This is a genomic window from Gemmiger qucibialis (assembly GCF_027689445.1).
Taxonomy (GTDB): Bacteria; Bacillota; Clostridia; order Oscillospirales; family Ruminococcaceae; genus Gemmiger; species Gemmiger qucibialis.
The window spans coordinates 1-20,075 of record NZ_JAQFEN010000023.1 but is presented as its reverse complement, the minus strand read 5'-3'; the positions used below and the strand labels follow the sequence as shown (position 1 = coordinate 20,075).

The window sequence follows — 20,075 nt, the reverse complement described above, 5'->3', positions numbered from 1 at the left end:
GACTCTTAATCAGTGGGTCCTGGGTTCGAGTCCCCGATGGTGCACCATACCAAGCAAATCCGAACGTACTTCTTTTTGAGGGTGCGTTCGGATTTGTTTTTTATCTGCAGTCTATGAATATGAAATAGAAAGAGCCTTGCAGCGGGAAATTTCTCGCTGCAAGGCTTTTGCTGTTTCAGAAAGCATTCTGTATTTACGAAAAGCTGGATCTGTCCAGAACATGATTATTACGCCACTCCACCACGAAGGTGGCTCCGCCTCCGGGCGTGTCCCGTACACGCAGGATCGCTCCGTGCAAGGAGGCAATTTGACTGGCAACGGCCAAGCCAAGGCCGAAATGCGTTTTGTCGGTCCGACTGCGGTCTCCTCGGGCAAACCGATCAAAGATACGGTGTTTTTCTGCGTCGGGGACCCCGGGGCCGTGATCCACTACTGCGATGTGCAGACCACCGGAAGGCGGCAGCTCCGCAAGAATTTCCACGGGAGTGCCAGCAGGGGAATACTCAAATGCGTTGTTTAACAAGACGGCGAACAGCTGCTCCAGCCGTTGTGCATCTGCGTGCAGGGCGGGCAAGGGATTGTCTGGCAGGTGGAGCGTGAGGGAGTGGCCGTGGTCACGCGCTACCGGGACAAATCTTTCATAGAGTTCCACCAAAAAAGTGTCAGTACTGATTTTCGCCAGGGAGGTACGCAGTACCCCTGCATCACCGCCGGCCAAAATCAGCAAATCCTCTGTCAGACGGGAAAGCCTGTCCACCTCCGATGCGGCATGGCTTAAAAATTGAGGAGCCAGATGGGCTGTTTCGGGAGCCTGCGCCGCTTGCAGACTTGCCTTCAGCACAGTCAGTGGGCTGCGCAGTTCATGGCCCGCAGCTGCTACAAATTCCCGCTGTTTCTGCATTGCCTGGGCGGTTGGGCGCAGGGCACGATCCACCATCCAATGGGAGAGAAATGCCAGTATCAAGGCACCCGCAGCCCACAGGGCTGTATATTGCCAGACCATGGCCCAAAGGCGGTCATGCAAGGGGCCCATATCCCGGATAATGTACAGAAGAACCGCACTTGACATCTGTTCACTGGGCAACAGCATTGCGGTACAGGTGTAGGAGCCGCTGAGTTGTGCGCCGTTCAAGGAAAAGTTTACCTTTTGCCGGTGCAGTCTGTCCGGATTCAGCCCGGCAGAGACTGCCTGTTCTCTGGCCAGCGCCACCAGTGTGGTGCGCGCATCGGCAGGTGTCCACCCACCGGAGAATACAAGGGGGTGACCATTGTCCTCCATATACAGAACCAAGCGGCCAGCGGCTTCCTGACTCGCCAGCCAACTGTCACGAACCAGATTGTTCTCGGTTACAGCATCTTCAATTGCCGAGACGGTATTGGCAAACACGAGGTCCGCTCCGGAAACTGCTTCGATTTGGGCCATGCGGCAGGTCGCCGTCAGCGCTGCCGCCAGCACAGCAGCGGTGAGTATACTGAACAGAATTGTCAGGCGGCGTCGGAGGTGTTTAAGCATGAGCGTTTTCCTCACCATCAGGCAAAAAGCGGTAGCCTGCGCCTCGTACCGTCCGTAAGACTGCCCGGCTGCCGACGGCAGTCAGACGCCGCCGGATGAAACAGATATAACTATCCAGACTGCAATCCTCAATCTCGGCCGCCGATCCCCACACGCTGCCCAACAGGACTGCCCTTGCCCGAAGCAGGCCGGGCGCACGACAAAATGCCGCCAGCAGGTCACATTCCCGGCGGCTGAGCGTCACAGTGGAGGAAGGCCCCGTCAAAGTCAACTGGGCGGTATCTAGGACAAGATCGCCACAGGCAATCCGGTGGGCGGTCTCATGCAGATCCGCCGGCCGGCGGACCAGCGCACGCAGCCGGGCCAGCAGTTCACGGTTATCAAACGGTTTTGCCAGATAATCGTCAGCACCGGCATCCAGACCTTCCACACGGTCACCGATCTGCCCCAAAGCAGTGAGCATAAGAACGGGGATGGATATGCCGTCGGCCCGGGCACTTTTGAGCAGCGTAAGGCCGTCCAATTCTGGCAGCATCCTGTCCAGGATGCAGGCATCATAGTATCCGGTTTTGAGAAGATGCAAACCATCGGCACCTGTATGGCAGCAATCGGAGGCAAATCCTGCTGCCTGTAATGTGGGCTGTAAAACTTGACAAAGCGCCTTGTCGTCTTCAATCAGTAAGATTCGCATGGGTATTTCCTTCCCGCCATAACCGTCGTTTCTATCAATCCAGTATACCTCTATTATATGAACATTCTTAGTCTACACAGCCAGTCTGAAAAAAACCTGAAAACACTTTTCAGGTTTTTTCCAGATTGTTTTGCTACAATGCCGGTATTCCAAAATCCACACAATTGTCGGGAGGCAACCATGAAATCTGTACATACGATTCTATCCTCGCTTCTGGCAGGCATGATGATGTTTTCTCTTGCCGCCTGCACCGCATCCGGCACAGGTGCATCCGGCTCCGATTCCAGCGCCGTCCAGACGGACGCGGTCCCCCAGGGACGCTGGGTGGAACGGCAGGCTGACGGAATTTCCTCCGGATTGGTACTCGGCGCGGCGCCTGCCGCACTGGCAGATGGCAGTCTTGTACTGTATGCCCGGGATGAGAGTACCGATATGCCGGTCACTGTCCGTCTCACCTCCACGGATAATGGTGCCAGCTGGCAGTCTGAGACTCTGGACTGGGCCGAAAAAACAGGCACGCTGGCACGCTGGGCTGCCCGCCAGGACGGCACCGTGGCGTTTACAACCACCGACTCCACCCTGTGGGTCGTACAATCGGACGGCAACCCGGTTCAGCTGGACCTGGGCGTGGACGGGGGGAATTTCTATCTCAACCAGATGGGGTTCCTGCCCGATGGAACCCTGGTGGCTGTCCCGTCAGGCGGACCGGGTGTTTCTCTGCCGGGAAATATTCTGTTTTATGATGTGGATGCCCAAAAGGTAAAAAGCTGGGTACAGGTAAGCAGCGGGAACCAGAGCTGGATGGGGGCGGGAGCCGATGCATCCGGTGAAAACTACTATTTCGGCGACAATGACATTGCAGGGATCCTGCCGGCCGGTGATGAAAGCGGTTCGTTCCTCTATTATTTCTCTTCCAACGGAGATCTTTGCCGGGCGGATCAGGACGGCACCACCCAGACGGTGCAGACAGGATTTCTGTCGGACCCGTACAGCGCCCAGGCTGCCATGGGAACGGATGGCTCCATCTGTTATGCCGATAGGACCGGCATCTACCGGCAGGCACAGGGAGGCAGCCTGCGTGAGCAGGTGGTGGACGGCACCGGCACGGCGCTGTCTCTTTCCAGCAATTACATTTCTCAGCTGTGCTGCGCCCCGGACGGCAGCTATCTGGCCATTGTCAGTGACGGCTCCATGCAGACAAAGCTGTACCGGTATTCCTTTGATCCGACGCTCTCGGCCCCGGCCAACACGCTGGAAGTCTGGAGCCTGGAGGAAAATGCTACCGTCCGTGCTGCGATACAAACCTTTACCCAGCAAAATCCCGATTGTGCAGTAGAGTATGAAGTGGCCCTGCAGGAAGGCGCCGGACTGACGAAAGACGATGCCCTGCGGACGCTGAACACCGAGCTTCTGGCGGGGGAAGGCCCGGATCTGTTGATTCTGGATGGTGCGGATCTGGAATCCTTCTCCGGCAGTGGCTTGCTGTTGGATCTGTCCGGGATGGTGGATACGGGCAGTCTCTATGATTTTGTGACCGATCGTTATACCGATGCGGACGGAAAACTCTTTACGCTGCCCGCTCGCTTTACGGTTCCGGTCATGCATGGCGCAGCCGGCACACTGGATGGCGTCTCCACCCTGGACGATGTGGCGGCCTTGGTACAGCAATATGCACCGCGCCCGGCGGAAGCAAGCTGGGCACCGCTGGACGAGTCCCAGCGGTATGCCCTGGGCTTTGACAGCGTGGACAGCCTGGTGCAGTTCGCCCTGCAGACCTCCCAGCCTGCGCTGTTCACGGCGGACGGCCTGGATGAAGCGAAGCTGCGCGATCTGATGGCGTTTCTCCAGACGGTGGGAGAGGACTACAACATGGCGGACTACCCCGAGCAGGATACCATGAGCGGTACGGCAGGCAATTTCGGTGGTCTGGATACCATCGTCTGGTACGCGGGAATGTCGGAATATGCCCAGACATCCCGAGCTGTATTCGGCTACGGCAGCATGACGACCCCCTCCTGGCTGGGGGCCACCGACTCGGAACAGCGTGCTTCCGGACAGACCATTCTGCAGCCGGGACTTTGCCAGGGCGTTTACCTGCCTTCCTGCTTTGCGGCGGTTTCCGCCAACAGCGATCAGACGGACTATGCGGGGGCCTTCCTGAAAGCCTTGTTCAGTGACGAGGTGCAGGGCAGTTTCCAGGAGGACGGCATGCCGGTGACGAAGGCAGGCATGCAGATCTCACTGGATCGCAATATGCCGGCCATGCAGGATAACGGTTATACCGGCGGCTTTGAAGAGCTGCTGGCGCAGCTTTCCACCCCTGTGGTGGTGGACGAAGCCCTGCAGGACAGCCTGATTGCCCACACCAAGGCGCTGCTGTCCGGCAGTGAAACGATGGATCAGGCGGTGGAAGGCGTAGTCAGTGATCTATCGCTGCGGTTTGCGGAACAGGGATAAGCCATGAAAAAATCTGCGAGCAATCTCCCCGCCTTGCCGCCCCACAGGCATACATGGCGGCATACCATGCCCAGATCCCGCCGCAATTCAGATGGCCCGGCCGCTATCCTGTTCCTGCTGCCCAGCCTTCTGGGGACCGCAGCCTTTATGTTGGTCCCCTTTGCAGAAACGGTCCGGCGCAGCTTTTGCGATGCATTGGGAAAAAAGTTTGTGGGTCTTGCCAATTATCAGTCTGTGCTGGAAAACACAGCCTTTCAACTGGCAGCTCGCAATACGGTACGGTTTCTCAGCACCTGTGTGCCGATCCTTCTGTTGTGCAGCCTGTTTCTGGCCCTGGGCGTGCAGGCTGTGGCCAAGCAGCGGAATGGTAAGAATACCTGGCGCGGCAAAGTATTCCGCACCAGTTTCCTCCTTCCCATGGCGATCCACGTGGCAAGCATCGTGATTTTGTGGAAGGTATTGTTTGCCAAAAATGGTCTGGTGAATGGGCTGATTTGCTCTTTGGGAGGGCACGCAGTGGATTTTATGGGCACGGAGGCTGCCTTTTGGGTATTGGTGTTCACCTACGTCTGGAAAAATGCCGGTTATGACATGATCCTTTGGCTGGCAGGACTGGACGGGATTTCCGCTGACCTGTATGAAGCTGCTTCCGTGGACGGTGCCAATGCCTGGCAGAAGTTTTTTTACATCACACTGCCCAACTTGCTGCCCACCTTGACTTTGGTAAGTGTGCTGAGTCTGCTCAACAGTTTCAAAGCCTTCCGCGAGGCTTTCCTGGTGGGAGGAAACTACCCCCACGAAAGTATGTATCTGTTGCAGCATCTGTTCAACAACTGGTTTCTGTCCCTGGATCTGCCCCGCCTGACCGCGGCCGCTGTGCTCATGGCGCTGGCCCTTTCCGGCCTGATCCTGGCCTTGCAGCGGATCTGGACCCGGGACAAATAATTCCCTAAAGGAGGATTGGTTATGAAGGAATTTTCTGTTTTTGTGATTACTGCAGCTGCCTGCGTATTCTTTCTGACTGGCTGTGGGGCTGCTTCCGACAGCACCTCTTCTGTGGAGCCGGATGCGCCTCACACAGAGAGCACGGCTCAACCGACGGCCACGCCAATCATCACCCCGGCACCGGATGCGGAATCCTCCGAGGCTGTGGAAAAATCCCTTTTTGACCCTGCGTCGGCAGATTACACCGGGTCTGTGGTGGAGATGACGGATACAGGCTTTACTCTTTCTCCGACTGTTGTCGAGCGCCTGGGTGCGAATGCCAGCGTAGGCGTTATGGCTGAAGCAGGAGCCTCCTCCTGGTTTTCCGTGATGTGTACCGATGATACCCGGTATATTGCCATTTATGCAGACGGAAATGGCAGTTCCCGTCAGGCGGAGGGTTCCGCCGATATGGTGCAGGCAAAGGCCTTTGTGTATATCACCGGCATCAATACGGACAGCGGTTTCACGGCGGATACCGTTGCCATTCTGAACCCGTGAAACCCGCAGTGACCCGTGCGCTGCTCACGGTTTCGCTGGGATGGATGGCCTTGAGCGTTTGGTGGCCGCTGTGGTTTCTCTTCTTTGGGGCGCTGACCCCGGCGGATGAACTGGCGGCAACCATCGGCCCGGCTTTGCACGACGGCGCAGCCCAGGCGGTGCGGTGGCAACTTCTGCCCAGTTGGCCTACCCTGCAGCCCATGGTGGAACTGCTCCTGGATACCCCTGCGTTTTTTGCCATGTTCTGGAACAGCTGCATCCAGGTGTTTCCCCAGCTCCTGGGGCAGCTCATCTTCTGTACCCCTGCGGCCTGGGCCTTGTCCCGGTTACGGTTTCGTGGCCGCCGGATTTGTATGAACCTGTACATGATCCTGATGCTGCTGCCTTTTCAGGTTACGATGGTACCCAACTATCTGGTACTCAATAAGCTGGGGCTGCTGGATACGCACTGGGCTTTGATTCTGCCTGGCTGCTTTTCCGCCTTTACAGTATTCATTATGGCACGAGGATTCGACGCAGTTCCCATGGTTTTGCTGGAGGCTGCGGCTTTGGATGGTGCCGGCCCGTTTCGTACATTCTGGCACGTCGGACTGCCTTTGGGAATGCCAGGCATACTTTCCGCGATGGTTCTGGCATTTCTGGAAGGGTGGAACGCCATCGAGCAGCCCATGACATTTTTGAAAGATCCGTCCCGATGGCCGCTGTCCCTCTATCTGGCCTCTTTCAACGATGCCAATGGTCAGACGTTGGCCACCGCCATGGCAGCTAGCCTTATTATGTTGGCACCTGCTGTACTGATTTTCCGCTTTGGGCAACAATACCTGGAACTGGGAATTCAGGCAAGCGGCTTAAAAGAATAATACAAGGATTGCAAGGACATATTTCCATGAAGTTTCGATTTCCGCTCTATCGTATTCGCACCGCGTTCGACGCGTGGAAGAACAGCGATCCCAAGCAAGCTGAGCGCCTCGGTACGGTAGTTAAATTCTTTGCCGTTATGCTCATCCTTACGCTTACAGCTCGGGGGATCGCCGGAGCCAGTATGCCCAGAGTGACTTTGGGACAGGCAAGCGCAGGCTCGATCACCCAAAGCAGTACGGCATCAGGAACCATTTCTGTGCAGGGAGGTACACCTCTTACTGCCCCGGAAGGTTTGTTGGTGGCACAGGTAACGGCTACAACAGGGCAGGCCCTTTCAAAAGGAGATGCCATTGCCCGATTTGATGAGGTCTCCCTGGAGCAGGCATTGGCAACCAAACAGGCCCAAGTAAAACAGCTGGAAGTCTCCGCCATGCAACTCTCCGATCCGGACAAAGCAGATAGTTTTGCACTCCAGCAAGCCCAACAGCAACTGGAACGAGCCTATTCCGATGCACAGAAAACATGGCAGGACGGTGAAGATGCGATTGAAAAAGCGCGGCAGCAGCGGGATGCGGCCCAAAATGCACTGAATGCCCTGCAGAACCAGCCTGTTGCTACTCCCGAAAGTGCAGAGGCGGAGCGGCAACAGAAAATAGCCGATGCACAAGTTGTGCTGGATGCTGCTGAGTCGGCCCTTGCCGCGGCACAGGAAAGTGCGACAGCCGCCAACAAAGCCGCGGAGGATACCGCCCAGAGCTATGAGGATGCCCGCAACAGCGCCGCACATAATTATAACCAGTCCTCTGAGGACATTGAAAAGACGAATGCGTCCAACCAGGCACAAGCCGCTGTGACGCAAGCTCAACTGGACATTGCTCGCGCGGAATTGTCGGCTTTGCAGGAACTGGAGGCGGCGGACGGCATTTTTTCAGCTCCTATGGATGGAACACTCACGCAGCTGAATCTTGTGGCAGGGCAAAACAGTTCATCTGTGGCAGGTCTTCTTGCAGATCAGAACGCTGCCAGTGTACTGACCTTTTCTTTGGAGCAGGAGTCGGCTCGCCTTGCCACGGTGGGAACACAGGTCACTGTGAAGCAAGGAAGTCAATCTATGCAGACAACCATTACGGCTTTGTCCGAACCATCGGAAGATGGAAGTATACAAATTACCGCCATGTTAAACTCCGGCGAATGGAAAGCGGGAAGTGCTACTGTGGAAATCAAACTGAACGCAGGGCAGTACGAACAATGCCTTCCAGCCACCGCAATTCAAACAGACAGCTCTGGTATGTTTGTCTATTTGGTGGAAGAGCAATCCACGCTGTTGGGTACACAGAATGTACTGATCCGACTTCCGGTAACGGTTGAGGCACAGGGCGATGGTATGGCAGCGGTTTCCGGCAGCATCAGCGGACAGGTAGTCACCGGCGCGGACAAACCGCTCTCAGAAGGTGCCTGGGTTCGGGTGGCATCATGAAAAAATGGATATTCACGATATTGGGGTGGGCGTTGATCGCATTCGCAGTTGGGGGACTGTTTACTTTAGCGGCAAATCTTCCCGCAAAGGGATATGAGCTGCGGTTTAAAGAGCCGGTCTCTGTCTTACAAGCTAACTCACTCAGCAAGGCAGCAGAAGATCTCGGCCTCAATCTCGCACTCTGGAAAGAAGAGTCAGAAACGATTACGACGGATTTGGGACGAAGTTCTGTGGCACAACGCATTTCCGTTTGTGGCAGCCCGACCCTCTGCTTCCCGGCGGCCTATCTGTACGGGAGTGCACCCGGGGCAGAACAGTGGGATGGATGTGCAATCAGTGTCGGCTTGGCAGATGCCCTGTTTGGAAGTCGTGAAGTGACAGGATTGGAGCTGATGGTGGATGACGGAAAACGTCGTATCACCGGTGTGGTGGAAGGAAAAGAATGTTTTCTGATTTGCCCGGATGTGACTACCTCGGATGCTGGTTATACAGCCGCGTCCCTAGAAATCAAGAGCGGAAACAACCCCCGCGGAACAATGCAGAATCTTCTGCAAAGTGCCGGACTTTCGGAAAACGACACGGTGTTGCTGCCAACAGGCACATTGCGTCAGATCATAAATGCTGTCGCCTGGATACCATTGGGGGTTGCTGCACTGCTATTCCTGCATCAGCTGTGGAGACTGGCCCCTCTTGGAAAAATGGGGCGTCAGGTGACTGGATTTGCTCTGCTTCTGATGGCAGCACTGGCACTGCCGCATCTTTTGGCCGCTTTGCCTCGCTGGTTGGTTCCCAGCCGATGGTCGGATATGAATTTCTGGATGGATTTGGGCAATCTTGTTCAGCAAAGCCTGGTGGCGTTTGTATCATTGACAAATTCGATTCGGGATCATCTGATTTGTACCCAAATACTTGCGTTCGGCGGCTGCCTGCTGGGACTGTTGGCAGGGGCACTACTACTGGAACTGAAAAAATTGCATTGAAAATCGTTGTCATCATCCATAAAAGGAGGCGGATTTGATTCTCCAACAAGGAGAGACATTATAGGTCGCTGCGAATAATCTCCTCAAATTCCTCCCAGTCTACCTCCCCCAACTGGTACTTACTCAACGCCATCTGCGCCTGCTTGCGCCAGGCGTTGTAGTCATCTCGCATTTTCTGATTGCTGGGGGCACGAGAGCAGCGCATCTGGTAGCGGTTGCGCATCTTGTTGTAGAGTTCCTTGGCCTTGTTGCCCTTCAGCTCCTCGGCATAGGCCATCTTGGCGGCAATATCCTTACAGGTGGCGCCGGTTTCCGGGTCCAGTACCCGCTCGCAATACTTGGCGCGGCTGGAGAAGGGAACAAACAGCCGGTGGCAGCTTTCACAGACGGCGACCGGCAGGTCCTGGGCGCACATCTGAACAAATTCCAAAAAGAGTAACGCGGGCAGCGTATCGCTCGCGTAGAACGTGGCGGCAGAAATGCCGCCTTTTTTGTTGTCTGTGGGCGGTTTGTAGCGGGTCTGGATATGGATGTCGTCCTCCAGCTCGTGATATTTCTGGTAGGTCGAATCGCCATTTTCGGCCAGTTCCACCAGCAGCTCCGAAGGGCGCTGGCCATGCTCTGTTCTGGGGCGGCCGTCCTCGTCTACCAGTGTAGCCTCGATCAGTTGGTGAAGATCTGTTTTGCCGTCCACCAACTTCTGCAGCAGCGCCACAAAGGATTCCAATACCGACAACGCTGTCCGGCACAGAGAGGCATCCCCGGTATCACGCTGGATAAAGATCTTCATCTGGTCTGTGTACTCCGGAAAGTTCCGGCAGAACCCTTCCATGATGTCGCTGGTCATGGCCAACTCGCCGAGGTGATACATTCTGGCGCGCAATTCATCAAACGTATACGAACTGTCATTTTTTCCAGTATGTATAAATTGCAACACGCTATGTTGGGTAGCTTTCAGCTCCCGCTCATTGCGACGGAAGGTGGCCAGCGTGTAGCCCTCCACAAGATCAAACAGAGCAGGGGAAACCTGCCGCACGGCGGCGGCAAAGTCATGGTAAACGGAAGCCACCTGGTAATATACGCAGGTGTCGGGGGCTGCCAAACTCTGCTGCATGGTCTGATCTTCCGGGAAGTTTACGCCCCGGAATTTTTCCAGCAATGCGCGGCCCCGCTCCAGATAGGGGGCTGCATCCAGGTCCAGGACACCGAACACCAGAGAGCCCAGCGGATATGTGTGCTGGGGCGTGTCATAGCCCTGGATATATTCGGTGCGGCCTTCAAAGAAAAGGTACGTCTGGTAGTTCAAAATTCGTCACCATCCTGTGTTGGAGCATAGTGGGCGTAAAATGGCTCTGTGTTTTTCTGTGTTTCAGAAACAGCCGAGAAAAGCGTGTGAATCATCTAACATGAAAACAGTCTAACACATCTTGAAACGGACTGCAAGGCATTGTATGCTGTATGTGTCGGAAGAATCTATGATGAAATAGTCGAACATTTTCCGAGGACAAAAACAACCGGAAAAGAGGGATGCCAGAAGCCAAAAACCGCCACCCACCCATAACCCAAGGAGGTGCCATCTGAACCATGAACTCGTTCCCGCAGAGGAAAACCTGAACCGTATCGACAGCTTTCTGATGATCCCGTCCAGCCTTCTCTCGGAAGAACCTTACCGGGGACTTCCCGGCGAAAGCAAGCTGCTGTACGGCCATTTGCTGGGGCTGCTGCGGTTATCAGCCCAGGATACCACCGGGCACTGGAAAGCCGACGGCAGGCCCTGTGTGAGCCTCTCAAGGGCCAGTGCCGGACGGCTGCTGCACTGCCAGCGGGAAAAAGCCGCCGGATTGTTCGCCGCCCTGGAACGCTGCGGTTTGCTGGAGCCGGTGCCAGGGCAGTCAAACGGGAAGGCACGGCGGTATTATCTCAATCTGCCCCGGCCCAAGGAACCCAACGAGCTGTAACCACCCGTCGGAAAATCCGGCCTGACCTGTCGGAAAAAAGGACAGGCAGTTGACGGTTTTCCCGACACTGACCCGCAGGAAAAACCGACACGATAAAGATAGAATGAACTATCTAACTAAAAGAGAAATAGAGAAAGAATTCCACACCCCGCGTTTTGCAAAAGATGGCCGAGGGCTGTGGTGCCTGGCTTCCAGAGGCAACCGCAGACACGGTAACCGTTGCGACGGCGGCCAAACCGGGAAGGATGGTACACCGATTTTGGTTGGCAGCCGTATCCCCATCCCTCCCGCCGCAGCGGGCCCACTGACACTTTGCCGGCAGCGCCGGAAAGTGTCATAGTGGGTCAGATGCTTTGCAAAGCATCTGCGTACCCCATCCGTAGCAGAACCGTACCCAGGAAAGGAGTCGCCTATCAGCAAAATCCATCGGACCGTGGTGCGCAATGAGCGCTACCGTAAAAATGCTATTTCGGTGCGGGAACGGCACAACGAACGAAAGAACGAAGTGTACTCCAACCCGGATGTGCTGCTGGAATACAGCCGCAACAATGTGACCTTTAAGCCCTGCGAGGCAGCTACTTACGCCCAGCAATTTGACCGGATGGTGGAGGAAGGCGTCGTTTCCACCCGAGGGCTGAAACCGGACGCCTACGTCTTTGACGAGCTGGTGTTTGATGTGAACACCGACTATTTTGAGTCCCACGGTGGCTATGAGTATGCCAAGCAATTCTACGCCGAGGTGTACGAGCTGGCCAAGGAGATCGCGGGCGGGGAACAGTACATCATCTCCGCGGTCATGCACGCCGACGAGCGCAATCGGGAAGCCAGTGACCGGCTGGGAAGGGATGTGTTCCACTATCACCTCCACGTTGTTTACCTGCCGGTGGTGGAAAAGCAGATCCGCTGGTCCAAGCGGTGCAAGGACCCGGCGCTGCGGGGCACTGTGCGGGAAACGATCATGCAGGTGAGTCACAGCAAAAAGTGGCCGATGGTCCCCATGACCGACGAGCAGGGACAGCCTGTGCTAAAAAAGAATGGGAAGCCCCGGTTGGTGAGTTCCTACAGCCTGCTGCAAACGCAATTCTTCGAGCACATGCGGCAGGCGGGCTTCACCGACTTTGAGCGCGGCGTACAGGGCAGCGATGCCGAACACCTGAATGTGCTGGAGTATAAGGTCCAGAAGGACCGTCAGACAGTGGCAGAACTGTCTGACCAGACCAAACAGCTGCAAGGTCAGCAGAAGGAGCTTATCTCCCAGGTGAAGAACATTTCCAGCTCGATCCGCGATGTGGCGGACATTGAGCAGCGGGCCAAAACCAAAGGTGTACTGGAAAAGCGGGTGGAATTACCGGTGCAGGATTTTCAGACGCTATGTGAGATGGCAAAGGCCAGCGGCAAGCTGCAGGCGGAAAACCGCAGTCTGTGGATGCAGCTGCAGCAAAGCACGGTGAGAGGACAGGAACTGCGCCAGCGCCTCCATCGCTGTGAGGAACAGCTGGATGCGGTGCTCACCGAGACCCGTCCCTACCGGGAAGCCATGCGGGTGGCACCGGAGCAGGTGCAGGCGTTTGTGTTGGGCATCTGCCGCCGTCAACAGGAAGAAAAGGGGCTGAACCGTCAGCAGCGCCGCCAGCGGGCCAAGGGTCAGGACCGATGACAGAAACACGCAGTAAGGCAGCAGGGGACAGCCCTGCAGAAAGGAGCCGCTACGGAAGAACGGCAGGAGAAGACAACAGTACAGGCAGCGGTGTCCGCTAAGAACCGGGAGGACGGCGTACCCCAGCAGGAGCTGGAACGTTTCGCCCGGTTCCTGCTGCCCAAAATCCAGGCATTTTACCAGTCGGAAGAGGGACAACGGCTGTTCGAGGAGTGGAAGAAAAATCGCCGGTAAAAGAAAGGCTCGATGGCAAAAAAACGTTGCCTTATGGCAACGCTTTTGCTTTAGGAAAACAGATGGTGAATGTCGTTTCGTGGTCAGGGGAGCTTTGTGCCTGAATGGTACCGCCCATAGCAACAACCAGTTCCTTGGTTATGGAAAGGCCAAGGCCGTTTCCAGGGGTTGTTCGGGAAGGATCGCATTGATATAACCGGTCAAAAACGTGAGGAAGATCGTCGGCAGAAATGCCTGTGCCATTGTCGGAAATACGGATCATTGCCTGTCGGGCGTCAGGGACCAGACAGAAACGAAACTGCGTGCCGTGGCTGTGCCGGAGCACATTCTCACAAAGGTTGTTTACAATACGCTTGTAGGCGTTTTTATCCAGATCTGCCAGCCAGGTTTCTTCCGGGATCTCAATCGTATAGGAAAAACCGCTGCTTTCCAGCGGGCCGATCCATTCGGCAACATATTGCCGTGAAATCTCACAGAGATCCAGCGGCTCTATCTGCAGTTTCTGTTCGCCTGCATCCAGTTTGACCCATTCGAAGAGCTTTTCCACAAAGGAACGCAGGGCACCGGCCCGTTCATAGGCGGTCTGCAGATATTCTTCCTTCTCCTGGCCCACCACAAGTCCGTTTTCTACGGCTTCCAAATAGCCTGTCAGGGAGGCAAGTGGTGTCTTGATGTCATGGGAAAGATTGGTGATCAGCTGTTTATAGGCCTGCTCGTGGCGCTTCTGTTGGATAGCGCTCTGCTGGTTTTGCTGTACGATCTTGTTGATGCCGTAGCCAATGGATCGAATCGCTTGAGGACCGCGGGTTACGATCCTGCGGTTCAGGTTTCCGGCTCCGATATCTTCCAGGGCTTTCTGGATTTCCAGAAGCTCCCGGTGCCAGAGAAAAAGCGTTGCAGCAAGCCAAAGGGCCAGCGCCACACACAAAATACAAATCACGGACAGCATAGATATTCTCCCTTATGCCTTTTCATTGAAGCGATAGCCCACGCCATACACCGTCAGTACATAAAAGGGGTGCTCGGGATCAGGCTCAATCTTTTTGCGCAGCTTGCTGATGATCGACATAATATTGCCGTCATCCTGGTAATAAGGCTCTTTCCAGATATTCTGATAGATTTGCTGTTTGGTAAAGATGCGTCCCTTGTGCTGGGCCAGAAAGAGGAGAATGTCAAATTCTCTGGCGGTCAGAGATACCGGCTTTCCTTGTACTTCCACCGAATGAGCTGACGGGTCGATGATCATATCGTGAAAACGAAGGCGCTGATTTTCTTCGTGGTGGGGATTGAACTTCGTATACCGGCGCACCAGAGAGTTCACGCGGGCCGTCAATTCTGCCAGGCCGAAGGGCTTTGTCAGATAGTCATCTGCACCGTTCTGCAGTCCGGCAACCTTATCTTCTTCCTGATCTTTGGCGGTAAGCATCAGGACCGGTACGTTGCTCACAGCCCGAACCTTTTCCAGAACGCTGTATCCATCCATGCCGGGAAGCATGATGTCAAGAATGACCAGAACACAGTCACTCTGATTCTGATAGAAGAAGGAAAGCGCATCCTCCCCACGCAGAAAAGTATATACGGGAACTTGCTCCGTTTCGATACATTTCTTCACCAGTTTGCACAGTGCTTCGTCATCGTCGATCGTCAGAATATATTTCATGGGTCCGTCCTCAGTTTGGAAGTTCGTAAACACAGCCATAGGAGGCTATTGTATATATTGTATCACGTTCCGGGCTTTGAGAAAATTTCGGAATCGGCCTTTTCTCTGTTTTGAGGGAAAAACAAGATTTCGTTAAGATTCTGATAAGGCGAAAGTAAGATTTTGAGCGTATACTGAACACAAGTTCCAAGAATTCTCCCTCACCAGAACAAGGAAAAGAGGTTTACCATGAAAGAATCCTATGCCATTGAAACCCGGCACCTGACCAAAAGATACGGTGAACAGGTCGCTGTCAACGATGTCTGCCTGCACGTTCCCAAAGGCCATATTTATGGCCTGCTGGGACGGAATGGCGCCGGGAAAACCAGCATCATGAAGTTGATTTTACAGCTGATGCCGGCTACCTCCGGCGAAACGCTGCTGTTCGGAGAGCAGGTGAAGCGCAGAGAACGCGGTGTCTTTCAGCGTATTGGTGCCATCATCGAAACACCTGGTTTCTATCCCAATCTGACAGGGACCGAAAATCTGGAAATTTTCGCCAAGCTGCGGGGAACGATCCGCCCTGACGCAGTGGAGCACGCCCTGCAGGTGGTGGGATTGCCCTATAAGGACAAAAAGCTCTTTGGGGAGTATTCGCTGGGCATGAAACAGCGGTTGGGGATTGCCAACGCCATTATGCATGACCCGGAACTGCTGATCCTGGATGAGCCTACCAATGGCCTGGACCCCATCGGGATTGCGGAGGTACGGGCCTTTATCCGCTCCCTCAGCGAAAAAGAGGGAAAGACCATCCTGGTTTCAAGCCATATCCTTTCGGAAATTTCCATGCTGGCCGATGATATCGGCATTCTGGACCATGGTGTTTTGCTGGAAGAGGAAACGATGGAGGAACTGAAAAAGAAAAACCAGAAATATATTCTGCTGCAGGTGTCCGATACAGCGGCAACGGCCCGCATTCTGGAACAGCAGATGGCTCTGCAGGTCGGGGAATACTCCATTCAGGATACAACCAGCGTCAAAATTTTTAAAACCACCATCGACCGGGAGGCACTTGTGCGGGAACTCACGTTGCAGGGCGTGGGGCTTTCGGGACTGGCGGAAAAAGACGATACGCTGGAAGACTATTTCAAGAAAATCACGGGAGGCGAGGGCATTGCTTAATGTGGTGCGCGTCGAGTTTTCCAAACTGCGGCGCTGGAAACTTTTACGGGTCTTGCCGTTGCTCTCTCTGGTGCTGCCGGCGATTACCTTCTCCTACTTTGCCACCCATCCTGATTATCTGACGGATATGGGTTTATACAAGCAGGCGCTGTTTTCCTTTAATATTTTTCTGATTCTGCCTGCCATCCTGGGCGTTTTGGCATCTATGCTGGTATATAATGAGCAGCGCTGTGACGTCTTGAAACAACTGTGGATCATCCCTGTGAGCAAGGGAGGATATCTCTTTGCCAAGTGGGTGGTCGTTCTGACGGTTTCCCTTGCTTTTATGATGCTGGCGGTGGCATTTACCTTTGCATTCGGGCTGGCCTTCGGGTTCCTTTCCTGGAACGGGGAAATGATGGCATTCGTTCTGTATAAGGGAATCGAAGCTGCAGTTCTGGAAGCGGTGGCGGTTATCCCGATTCTGGCGCTGGCGGTATCGCACAAGGGGTACCTACTGCCTTGCTGCGCAGCGATTATCTATGCTTTTCTGGGCTTTATCGTGGCTCAGACGAACCCGTACCTGATTCCCTCTGCTTGTGCCATCCTTTGTATTTCAAGAGATCTGCCCAATATAATAATGCCCTGTGCCTATCAGCCGTTTTTTGCCGTACTCTGTTTTGGAGGATGGGCGGTGGCGTCTGGAATCTACGCCTATCATGGTCTTTCGGAAAAGTGAGGAAAACACAATGCAGGTTATGATTTGGACAGAATTGAAAAAACTTCGCCGTTCCCGTATGCTGCTTGTGGCACTGTTTGGACTCTGCATGGTACTGGTCATTGTGACAGCCCAGGGCTTTTTCGCCGGAGGAAATGAAGCGTATGGCATGGAACCGGAATGGTATCTGACCGGGGTACAGTCCCTGGGAACGATGTATGCGTTGCCGGGCATCATCGCGCTGTTTGGCAGTTATATCATTTGCCGGGAGAGCCAGGAAGATGTGCTGAAGTCACTTTTGCTCATTCCGGTCAATATGGGCAAGATGGTAGTGGCCAAGGTCATGGTGATTCTGGTTTTCAGCGTGGGAACTTATTTTGTGCTGTTTCTGGCGGCCTTTGCCGTGGAGATGGCTTTTCATGCCCAGGTCCTTACGGCAGCGATTTTTTGGCACTATCTCAAAATCTATTTGGTGGATGGAATTTGCGTTTTCTTCGCAGTGTTGCCTATTATCTGCTTCATTACCGAAAAAAAGCTGGATTACTGGCTCAGCCTTCTGGCAGCGGAAGTTTACTCCCTTATCACGATCTTTGTGGGAAACCTGGGAACCATATCCAAACTGTATCCGCTGGTGGCTGCGTTCACGCTTTCCGGGTATTACGAATCCACCCCGGCGGAAATCCTGCTCAGTGTGATTTCGATGGCGTTGTGCGGTACGATATCCGGCATCCTGATTTATCGGCTGAGCAAAAGGGACGCTTTGCAGTAAAGTTGTGGCATCAGGTGCTTTCGGAAGCCTAAGTGGACAATACTTCTTGCAATAAATCCAAAATTCGATTATACTTGAATTAACGAATTTTGCAGGAGGTCTTTCCATGGATGTATCCGTAGGCACCCGTCTGCGCGTGCTGCGCAAGGATGCGGGGCTGACCCAGGCCCAGCTGGCGGCGCTGGCAGGAACCAACCAGGCCGCCATCAACCGATACGAAACTGACCGGGCGGCGGCACCCTACCGCATCCTGGTGTGGTATGCTACCTATTTTAATGTATCGCTGGACTATATCTTCGGCCTGTGTGAAGACCCCCGCGGGCGGTATGTCTGTGTCACGCCGGAGGGGGCGCAGGAGGTAGTACAGCGCAAACCGGATTGGGGCGAGTTCGTGGAAGCCTGCTTCACACCGGGCAGTGAGCTGAACCGCCATCTGAAACAGATGATCCTCAATATGGGAGAAGAAGAAAAGCACAAATAAGGAGGTGCACGCCATGAATGCCGTAATCTATGCCCGTTACAGCAGCGACAACCAGCGGGAGGAATCCATCGAAGGCCAGCTGCGGGAATGCAAGGAGTATGCCGACCAGAACGGCATCACCGTGGTGCGGACCTACATTGACAGGGCACTGTCTGCCAAAACCGACAGCCGCCCGCAGTTCCAGCAGATGATCCACGACAGCGCCACCCATACCTTTGAGGCGGTGCTTGTGTGGAAGCTGGATCGCTTTTCCCGCAACCGGTACGATTCGGCCCATTATAAACGCATCCTCAAAAACAACCGGGTCCATGTGGTGTCGGTGACGGAACCTATCTCCAACACGCCGGAAGGTATCATGCTGGAAAGTCTGCTGGAAGGCATGGCCGAGTACTATTCGGCGGAGCTGGCGGAGAAGGTCAGCCGCGGTCACAAGGAGAACGCCCTAAAGGCCAAGTTCAACGGCGGCCCGGTGCCGCTGGGCTACCGCATTGACAGTGAGCATCGCTACCAGATCGATCCGGCCACCGCGCCGGTGGTGCAGGAAGCGTTCCAGCGGTATGCGGCGGGGGAAAGCATCCGCAGTATCATCGAGTCGCTGAACGCCCGCGGCATCCGCAACAGCCGGGGCAATCCGTTCACCAAGAACAGCTTCCAGACACTGCTCAAAAATCGCCGGTATCTGGGCGAATACCGCTATAAGGATACCGTCATACCGGATGCTATCCCGGCCATCATCGATCCGGATTGCTTCGATGCGGTGCAGCGAAGGTGCGAAATTCACCGTCAGGCACCGGCCCACAACAAGGCGGATGTCCACTATCTGTTGACTACCAAGCTGTTCTGTGGCAAGTGCGGCACCATGATGGCGGGGGAGAGCGGTAGAAGCCATACGGGCACGGTCCACTGTTACTATAAGTGCGGCACCCGAAAACGCAGCGGCAAGGAGGTTTGCAGCCTGAAGCCGGTGCGCAAGGAACCGCTGGAACAGTTTGTGGTGCAGACGGCGCTGGAGAAGGTGCTGAATGACCGGGTCATCGACCTGCTGGCGGACAAGCTGCTGGAATACCAGAGCAAGGAAAACACCCGCCTGCCGGTTTTGCAGGCGGAGCTAAAAGAGGTGAAGCGCCGCATAGACAATCTGGTGGCGGCCATCGAGCAGGGCATCCTGACGCCCGCCACCAAGGCGCGGATGGAGGAGCTGGAACAGCAGCGTGAAGCGCTGGAAACCGGCATCCTGCAGGAGCGGATCGAAAAGCCGCCCATCACCCGGGAACAGATTCTATTCTGGTTCGATCAGTTCCGCCACGGCGACCCGGCGGATATCGCCTTTCAGGAAAAGGTCATCGATTGCTTTGTCAACTCCATCTATCTGTTCGATGACCGTATCGTGGTGAATTTCAACTATCAGGAGAGCGGAAGAAAAGTCTCCCTCGAAGAAGTACTTAGTTCGTTTTTGGATGGGAATGGTGCACCAAAGAATGCCTTACACGAAAGTGTAGGGCGTTTTTTTGTTGCTCTATTTTAAGAAGGCACGATCTGGTGCACCGTTAGGGATACTCGAACAGGGCGGCGGCACGCAGTGCCGTAAGGAACGCCACAGTGCGGCGTTCCTTAGCCCGCGGGAGTGTGTGAAACTTTTTCTGTAAATAGCTAATAACAGCAAGGTCTTCTATGGTAAAATATAAATCATAGGAGGCCTTTATTATAGCAAGAAGAGAAAAGAAACCTGTACACAAAGTAGTAATGACAGAAGGAAAGCGAAACATCATTCAGCAACTTCTTCAGGAGTATGATATTGAAACCGCTGAAGATATCCAGGATGCGCTTAAGGATCTGCTTGGCGGCACCATCAAAGAGATGATGGAAGCAGAAATGGATGATCATCTTGGCTACCAGAAATCTGAACGATCTGATAGCGATGATTACCGCAATGTATATAAATCAAAACGTGTAAACAGCAGCTATGGCAGCATGGATATCGATGTTCCGCAGGA

The 20,075-nt window shown here is 54.6% G+C and carries 20 protein-coding genes; 15 read left to right on the top strand and 5 right to left on the bottom strand.

Annotation, left to right across the window (positions count from 1 at the left end; translation table 11 throughout):
• Window positions 1–193: 193 nt before the first annotated feature.
• Entirely contained in the window at window positions 194–1,423 is a 1,230-nt protein-coding gene (locus tag PG062_RS15720) for a sensor histidine kinase (RefSeq protein ID WP_270753005.1), read from the bottom strand.
• Window positions 1,424–1,505: 82 nt separating this feature from the next.
• Window positions 1,506–2,204, bottom strand: coding sequence for a response regulator transcription factor (locus PG062_RS15715; RefSeq protein WP_270753004.1), 699 nt, complete (start codon window positions 2,202–2,204; stop codon window positions 1,506–1,508).
• A 180-nt stretch (window positions 2,205–2,384) separates the two neighbouring features.
• Between PG062_RS15715 and PG062_RS15710 the strand changes: the two genes are divergently transcribed.
• The 6 genes from PG062_RS15710 to PG062_RS15685 all read left to right on the top strand — a co-directional run bounded on the left by PG062_RS15710 (window position 2,385) and on the right by PG062_RS15685 (window position 9,464).
• A complete protein-coding gene (locus PG062_RS15710; RefSeq protein ID WP_270753003.1) occupies window positions 2,385–4,661 on the top strand; it encodes an ABC transporter substrate-binding protein in 2,277 nt (758 codons plus the stop codon).
• 66 nt (window positions 4,662–4,727) lie between these two features.
• Entirely contained in the window at window positions 4,728–5,606 is an 879-nt protein-coding gene (locus tag PG062_RS15705) for a carbohydrate ABC transporter permease (protein ID WP_270753002.1), read from the top strand.
• Window positions 5,607–5,627: 21 nt separating this feature from the next.
• On the top strand, window positions 5,628–6,146 hold the full coding sequence (locus tag PG062_RS15700; RefSeq protein ID WP_270753001.1) for a hypothetical protein: 519 nt from the start codon (window positions 5,628–5,630) through the stop codon (window positions 6,144–6,146).
• On the top strand, window positions 6,143–7,006 hold the full coding sequence (locus tag PG062_RS15695) for a carbohydrate ABC transporter permease (protein ID WP_408611422.1): 864 nt from the start codon (window positions 6,143–6,145) through the stop codon (window positions 7,004–7,006). Before PG062_RS15700 ends, PG062_RS15695 begins: the two co-directional genes overlap by 4 nt.
• A gap of 26 nt (window positions 7,007–7,032) precedes the next feature.
• Window positions 7,033–8,484, top strand: a complete 1,452-nt coding sequence (locus tag PG062_RS15690; protein ID WP_270753000.1) for an efflux RND transporter periplasmic adaptor subunit — start codon at window positions 7,033–7,035, stop codon at window positions 8,482–8,484.
• Window positions 8,481–9,464, top strand: a complete 984-nt coding sequence (locus PG062_RS15685) for a hypothetical protein (RefSeq protein ID WP_270752999.1) — start codon at window positions 8,481–8,483, stop codon at window positions 9,462–9,464. Before PG062_RS15690 ends, PG062_RS15685 begins: the two co-directional genes overlap by 4 nt.
• A gap of 58 nt (window positions 9,465–9,522) precedes the next feature.
• On the opposite strand, the gene PG062_RS15680 is transcribed toward PG062_RS15685, so the two are convergent.
• Window positions 9,523–10,770, bottom strand: a complete 1,248-nt coding sequence (locus tag PG062_RS15680) for a DUF6076 domain-containing protein (protein ID WP_270752998.1) — start codon at window positions 10,768–10,770, stop codon at window positions 9,523–9,525.
• Window positions 10,771–11,098: 328 nt separating this feature from the next.
• Between PG062_RS15680 and PG062_RS15675 the strand changes: the two genes are divergently transcribed.
• From PG062_RS15675 to PG062_RS15665, 3 genes are all read left to right on the top strand, one after another.
• Window positions 11,099–11,422, top strand: coding sequence for a replication initiator protein A (locus PG062_RS15675; RefSeq protein WP_270752997.1), 324 nt, complete (start codon window positions 11,099–11,101; stop codon window positions 11,420–11,422).
• Between the two features lie 433 nt (window positions 11,423–11,855).
• Window positions 11,856–13,079, top strand: a complete 1,224-nt coding sequence (locus tag PG062_RS15670; RefSeq protein ID WP_270752996.1) for a plasmid recombination protein — start codon at window positions 11,856–11,858, stop codon at window positions 13,077–13,079.
• A 90-nt stretch (window positions 13,080–13,169) separates the two neighbouring features.
• Complete coding sequence (locus PG062_RS15665) at window positions 13,170–13,313, top strand: hypothetical protein (protein ID WP_270752995.1); 144 nt, start codon at window positions 13,170–13,172, stop codon at window positions 13,311–13,313.
• A gap of 31 nt (window positions 13,314–13,344) precedes the next feature.
• On the opposite strand, the gene PG062_RS15660 is transcribed toward PG062_RS15665, so the two are convergent.
• Together PG062_RS15660 and PG062_RS15655 are read right to left on the bottom strand one after the other, a co-directional pair.
• Window positions 13,345–14,262, bottom strand: coding sequence for a sensor histidine kinase (locus PG062_RS15660; protein ID WP_270752994.1), 918 nt, complete (start codon window positions 14,260–14,262; stop codon window positions 13,345–13,347).
• A gap of 12 nt (window positions 14,263–14,274) precedes the next feature.
• Window positions 14,275–14,973 (bottom strand): response regulator transcription factor, encoded by a 699-nt coding sequence (locus PG062_RS15655; protein WP_270752993.1) that lies wholly within the window; start codon window positions 14,971–14,973, stop codon window positions 14,275–14,277.
• A 228-nt stretch (window positions 14,974–15,201) separates the two neighbouring features.
• Between PG062_RS15655 and PG062_RS15650 the strand changes: the two genes are divergently transcribed.
• The 6 genes from PG062_RS15650 to PG062_RS15625 form a co-directional block, all read left to right on the top strand.
• Complete coding sequence (locus tag PG062_RS15650) at window positions 15,202–16,134, top strand: ABC transporter ATP-binding protein (protein ID WP_270752992.1); 933 nt, start codon at window positions 15,202–15,204, stop codon at window positions 16,132–16,134.
• 1 nt (window position 16,135) lies between these two features.
• Window positions 16,136–16,852 carry an ABC transporter permease gene (locus PG062_RS15645; RefSeq protein WP_270753006.1) on the top strand — a complete coding sequence of 239 codons (717 nt, stop codon included), beginning with the start codon at window positions 16,136–16,138 and terminating at the stop codon, window positions 16,850–16,852.
• Between the two features lie 10 nt (window positions 16,853–16,862).
• The gene (locus PG062_RS15640; RefSeq protein WP_270752991.1) at window positions 16,863–17,600 is read left to right on the top strand and encodes an ABC transporter permease; all 738 of its coding nucleotides are present in this window, start codon (window positions 16,863–16,865) and stop codon (window positions 17,598–17,600) included.
• A 106-nt stretch (window positions 17,601–17,706) separates the two neighbouring features.
• Window positions 17,707–18,081: a helix-turn-helix domain-containing protein gene (locus PG062_RS15635; RefSeq protein ID WP_270752990.1), complete on the top strand. Its 375-nt coding sequence runs from the start codon at window positions 17,707–17,709 to the stop codon at window positions 18,079–18,081.
• A 13-nt stretch (window positions 18,082–18,094) separates the two neighbouring features.
• On the top strand, window positions 18,095–19,606 hold the full coding sequence (locus tag PG062_RS15630; protein ID WP_270752989.1) for a recombinase family protein: 1,512 nt from the start codon (window positions 18,095–18,097) through the stop codon (window positions 19,604–19,606).
• A 218-nt stretch (window positions 19,607–19,824) separates the two neighbouring features.
• Window positions 19,825–20,075 (top strand): transposase (locus PG062_RS15625; RefSeq protein WP_270752988.1); only part of this gene is annotated, 251 nt, incomplete at its 3' end.

Excerpts from the sequence above, each read along its gene's own strand:
- PG062_RS15720 (WP_270753005.1), bottom strand. The coding sequence starts at position 1,423 with ATGGCCCAAATCGAAGCAGTTTCCGGAGCGGACCTCGTGTTTGCCAAT.
- PG062_RS15715 (WP_270753004.1), bottom strand. The coding sequence starts at position 2,204 with ATGCGAATCTTACTGATTGAAGACGACAAGGCGCTTTGTCAAGTTTTA.
- PG062_RS15710 (WP_270753003.1), top strand. The coding sequence starts at position 2,385 with ATGAAATCTGTACATACGATTCTATCCTCGCTTCTGGCAGGCATGATG.
- PG062_RS15705 (WP_270753002.1), top strand. The coding sequence starts at position 4,728 with ATGCCCAGATCCCGCCGCAATTCAGATGGCCCGGCCGCTATCCTGTTC.
- PG062_RS15700 (WP_270753001.1), top strand. The coding sequence starts at position 5,628 with ATGAAGGAATTTTCTGTTTTTGTGATTACTGCAGCTGCCTGCGTATTC.
- PG062_RS15690 (WP_270753000.1), top strand. The coding sequence starts at position 7,033 with ATGAAGTTTCGATTTCCGCTCTATCGTATTCGCACCGCGTTCGACGCG.
- PG062_RS15685 (WP_270752999.1), top strand. The coding sequence starts at position 8,481 with ATGAAAAAATGGATATTCACGATATTGGGGTGGGCGTTGATCGCATTC.
- PG062_RS15675 (WP_270752997.1), top strand. The coding sequence starts at position 11,099 with ATGATCCCGTCCAGCCTTCTCTCGGAAGAACCTTACCGGGGACTTCCC.
- PG062_RS15660 (WP_270752994.1), bottom strand. The coding sequence starts at position 14,262 with ATGCTGTCCGTGATTTGTATTTTGTGTGTGGCGCTGGCCCTTTGGCTT.
- PG062_RS15655 (WP_270752993.1), bottom strand. The coding sequence starts at position 14,973 with ATGAAATATATTCTGACGATCGACGATGACGAAGCACTGTGCAAACTG.
- PG062_RS15650 (WP_270752992.1), top strand. The coding sequence starts at position 15,202 with ATGAAAGAATCCTATGCCATTGAAACCCGGCACCTGACCAAAAGATAC.
- PG062_RS15640 (WP_270752991.1), top strand. The coding sequence starts at position 16,863 with ATGCAGGTTATGATTTGGACAGAATTGAAAAAACTTCGCCGTTCCCGT.
- PG062_RS15635 (WP_270752990.1), top strand. The coding sequence starts at position 17,707 with ATGGATGTATCCGTAGGCACCCGTCTGCGCGTGCTGCGCAAGGATGCG.
- PG062_RS15630 (WP_270752989.1), top strand. The coding sequence starts at position 18,095 with ATGAATGCCGTAATCTATGCCCGTTACAGCAGCGACAACCAGCGGGAG.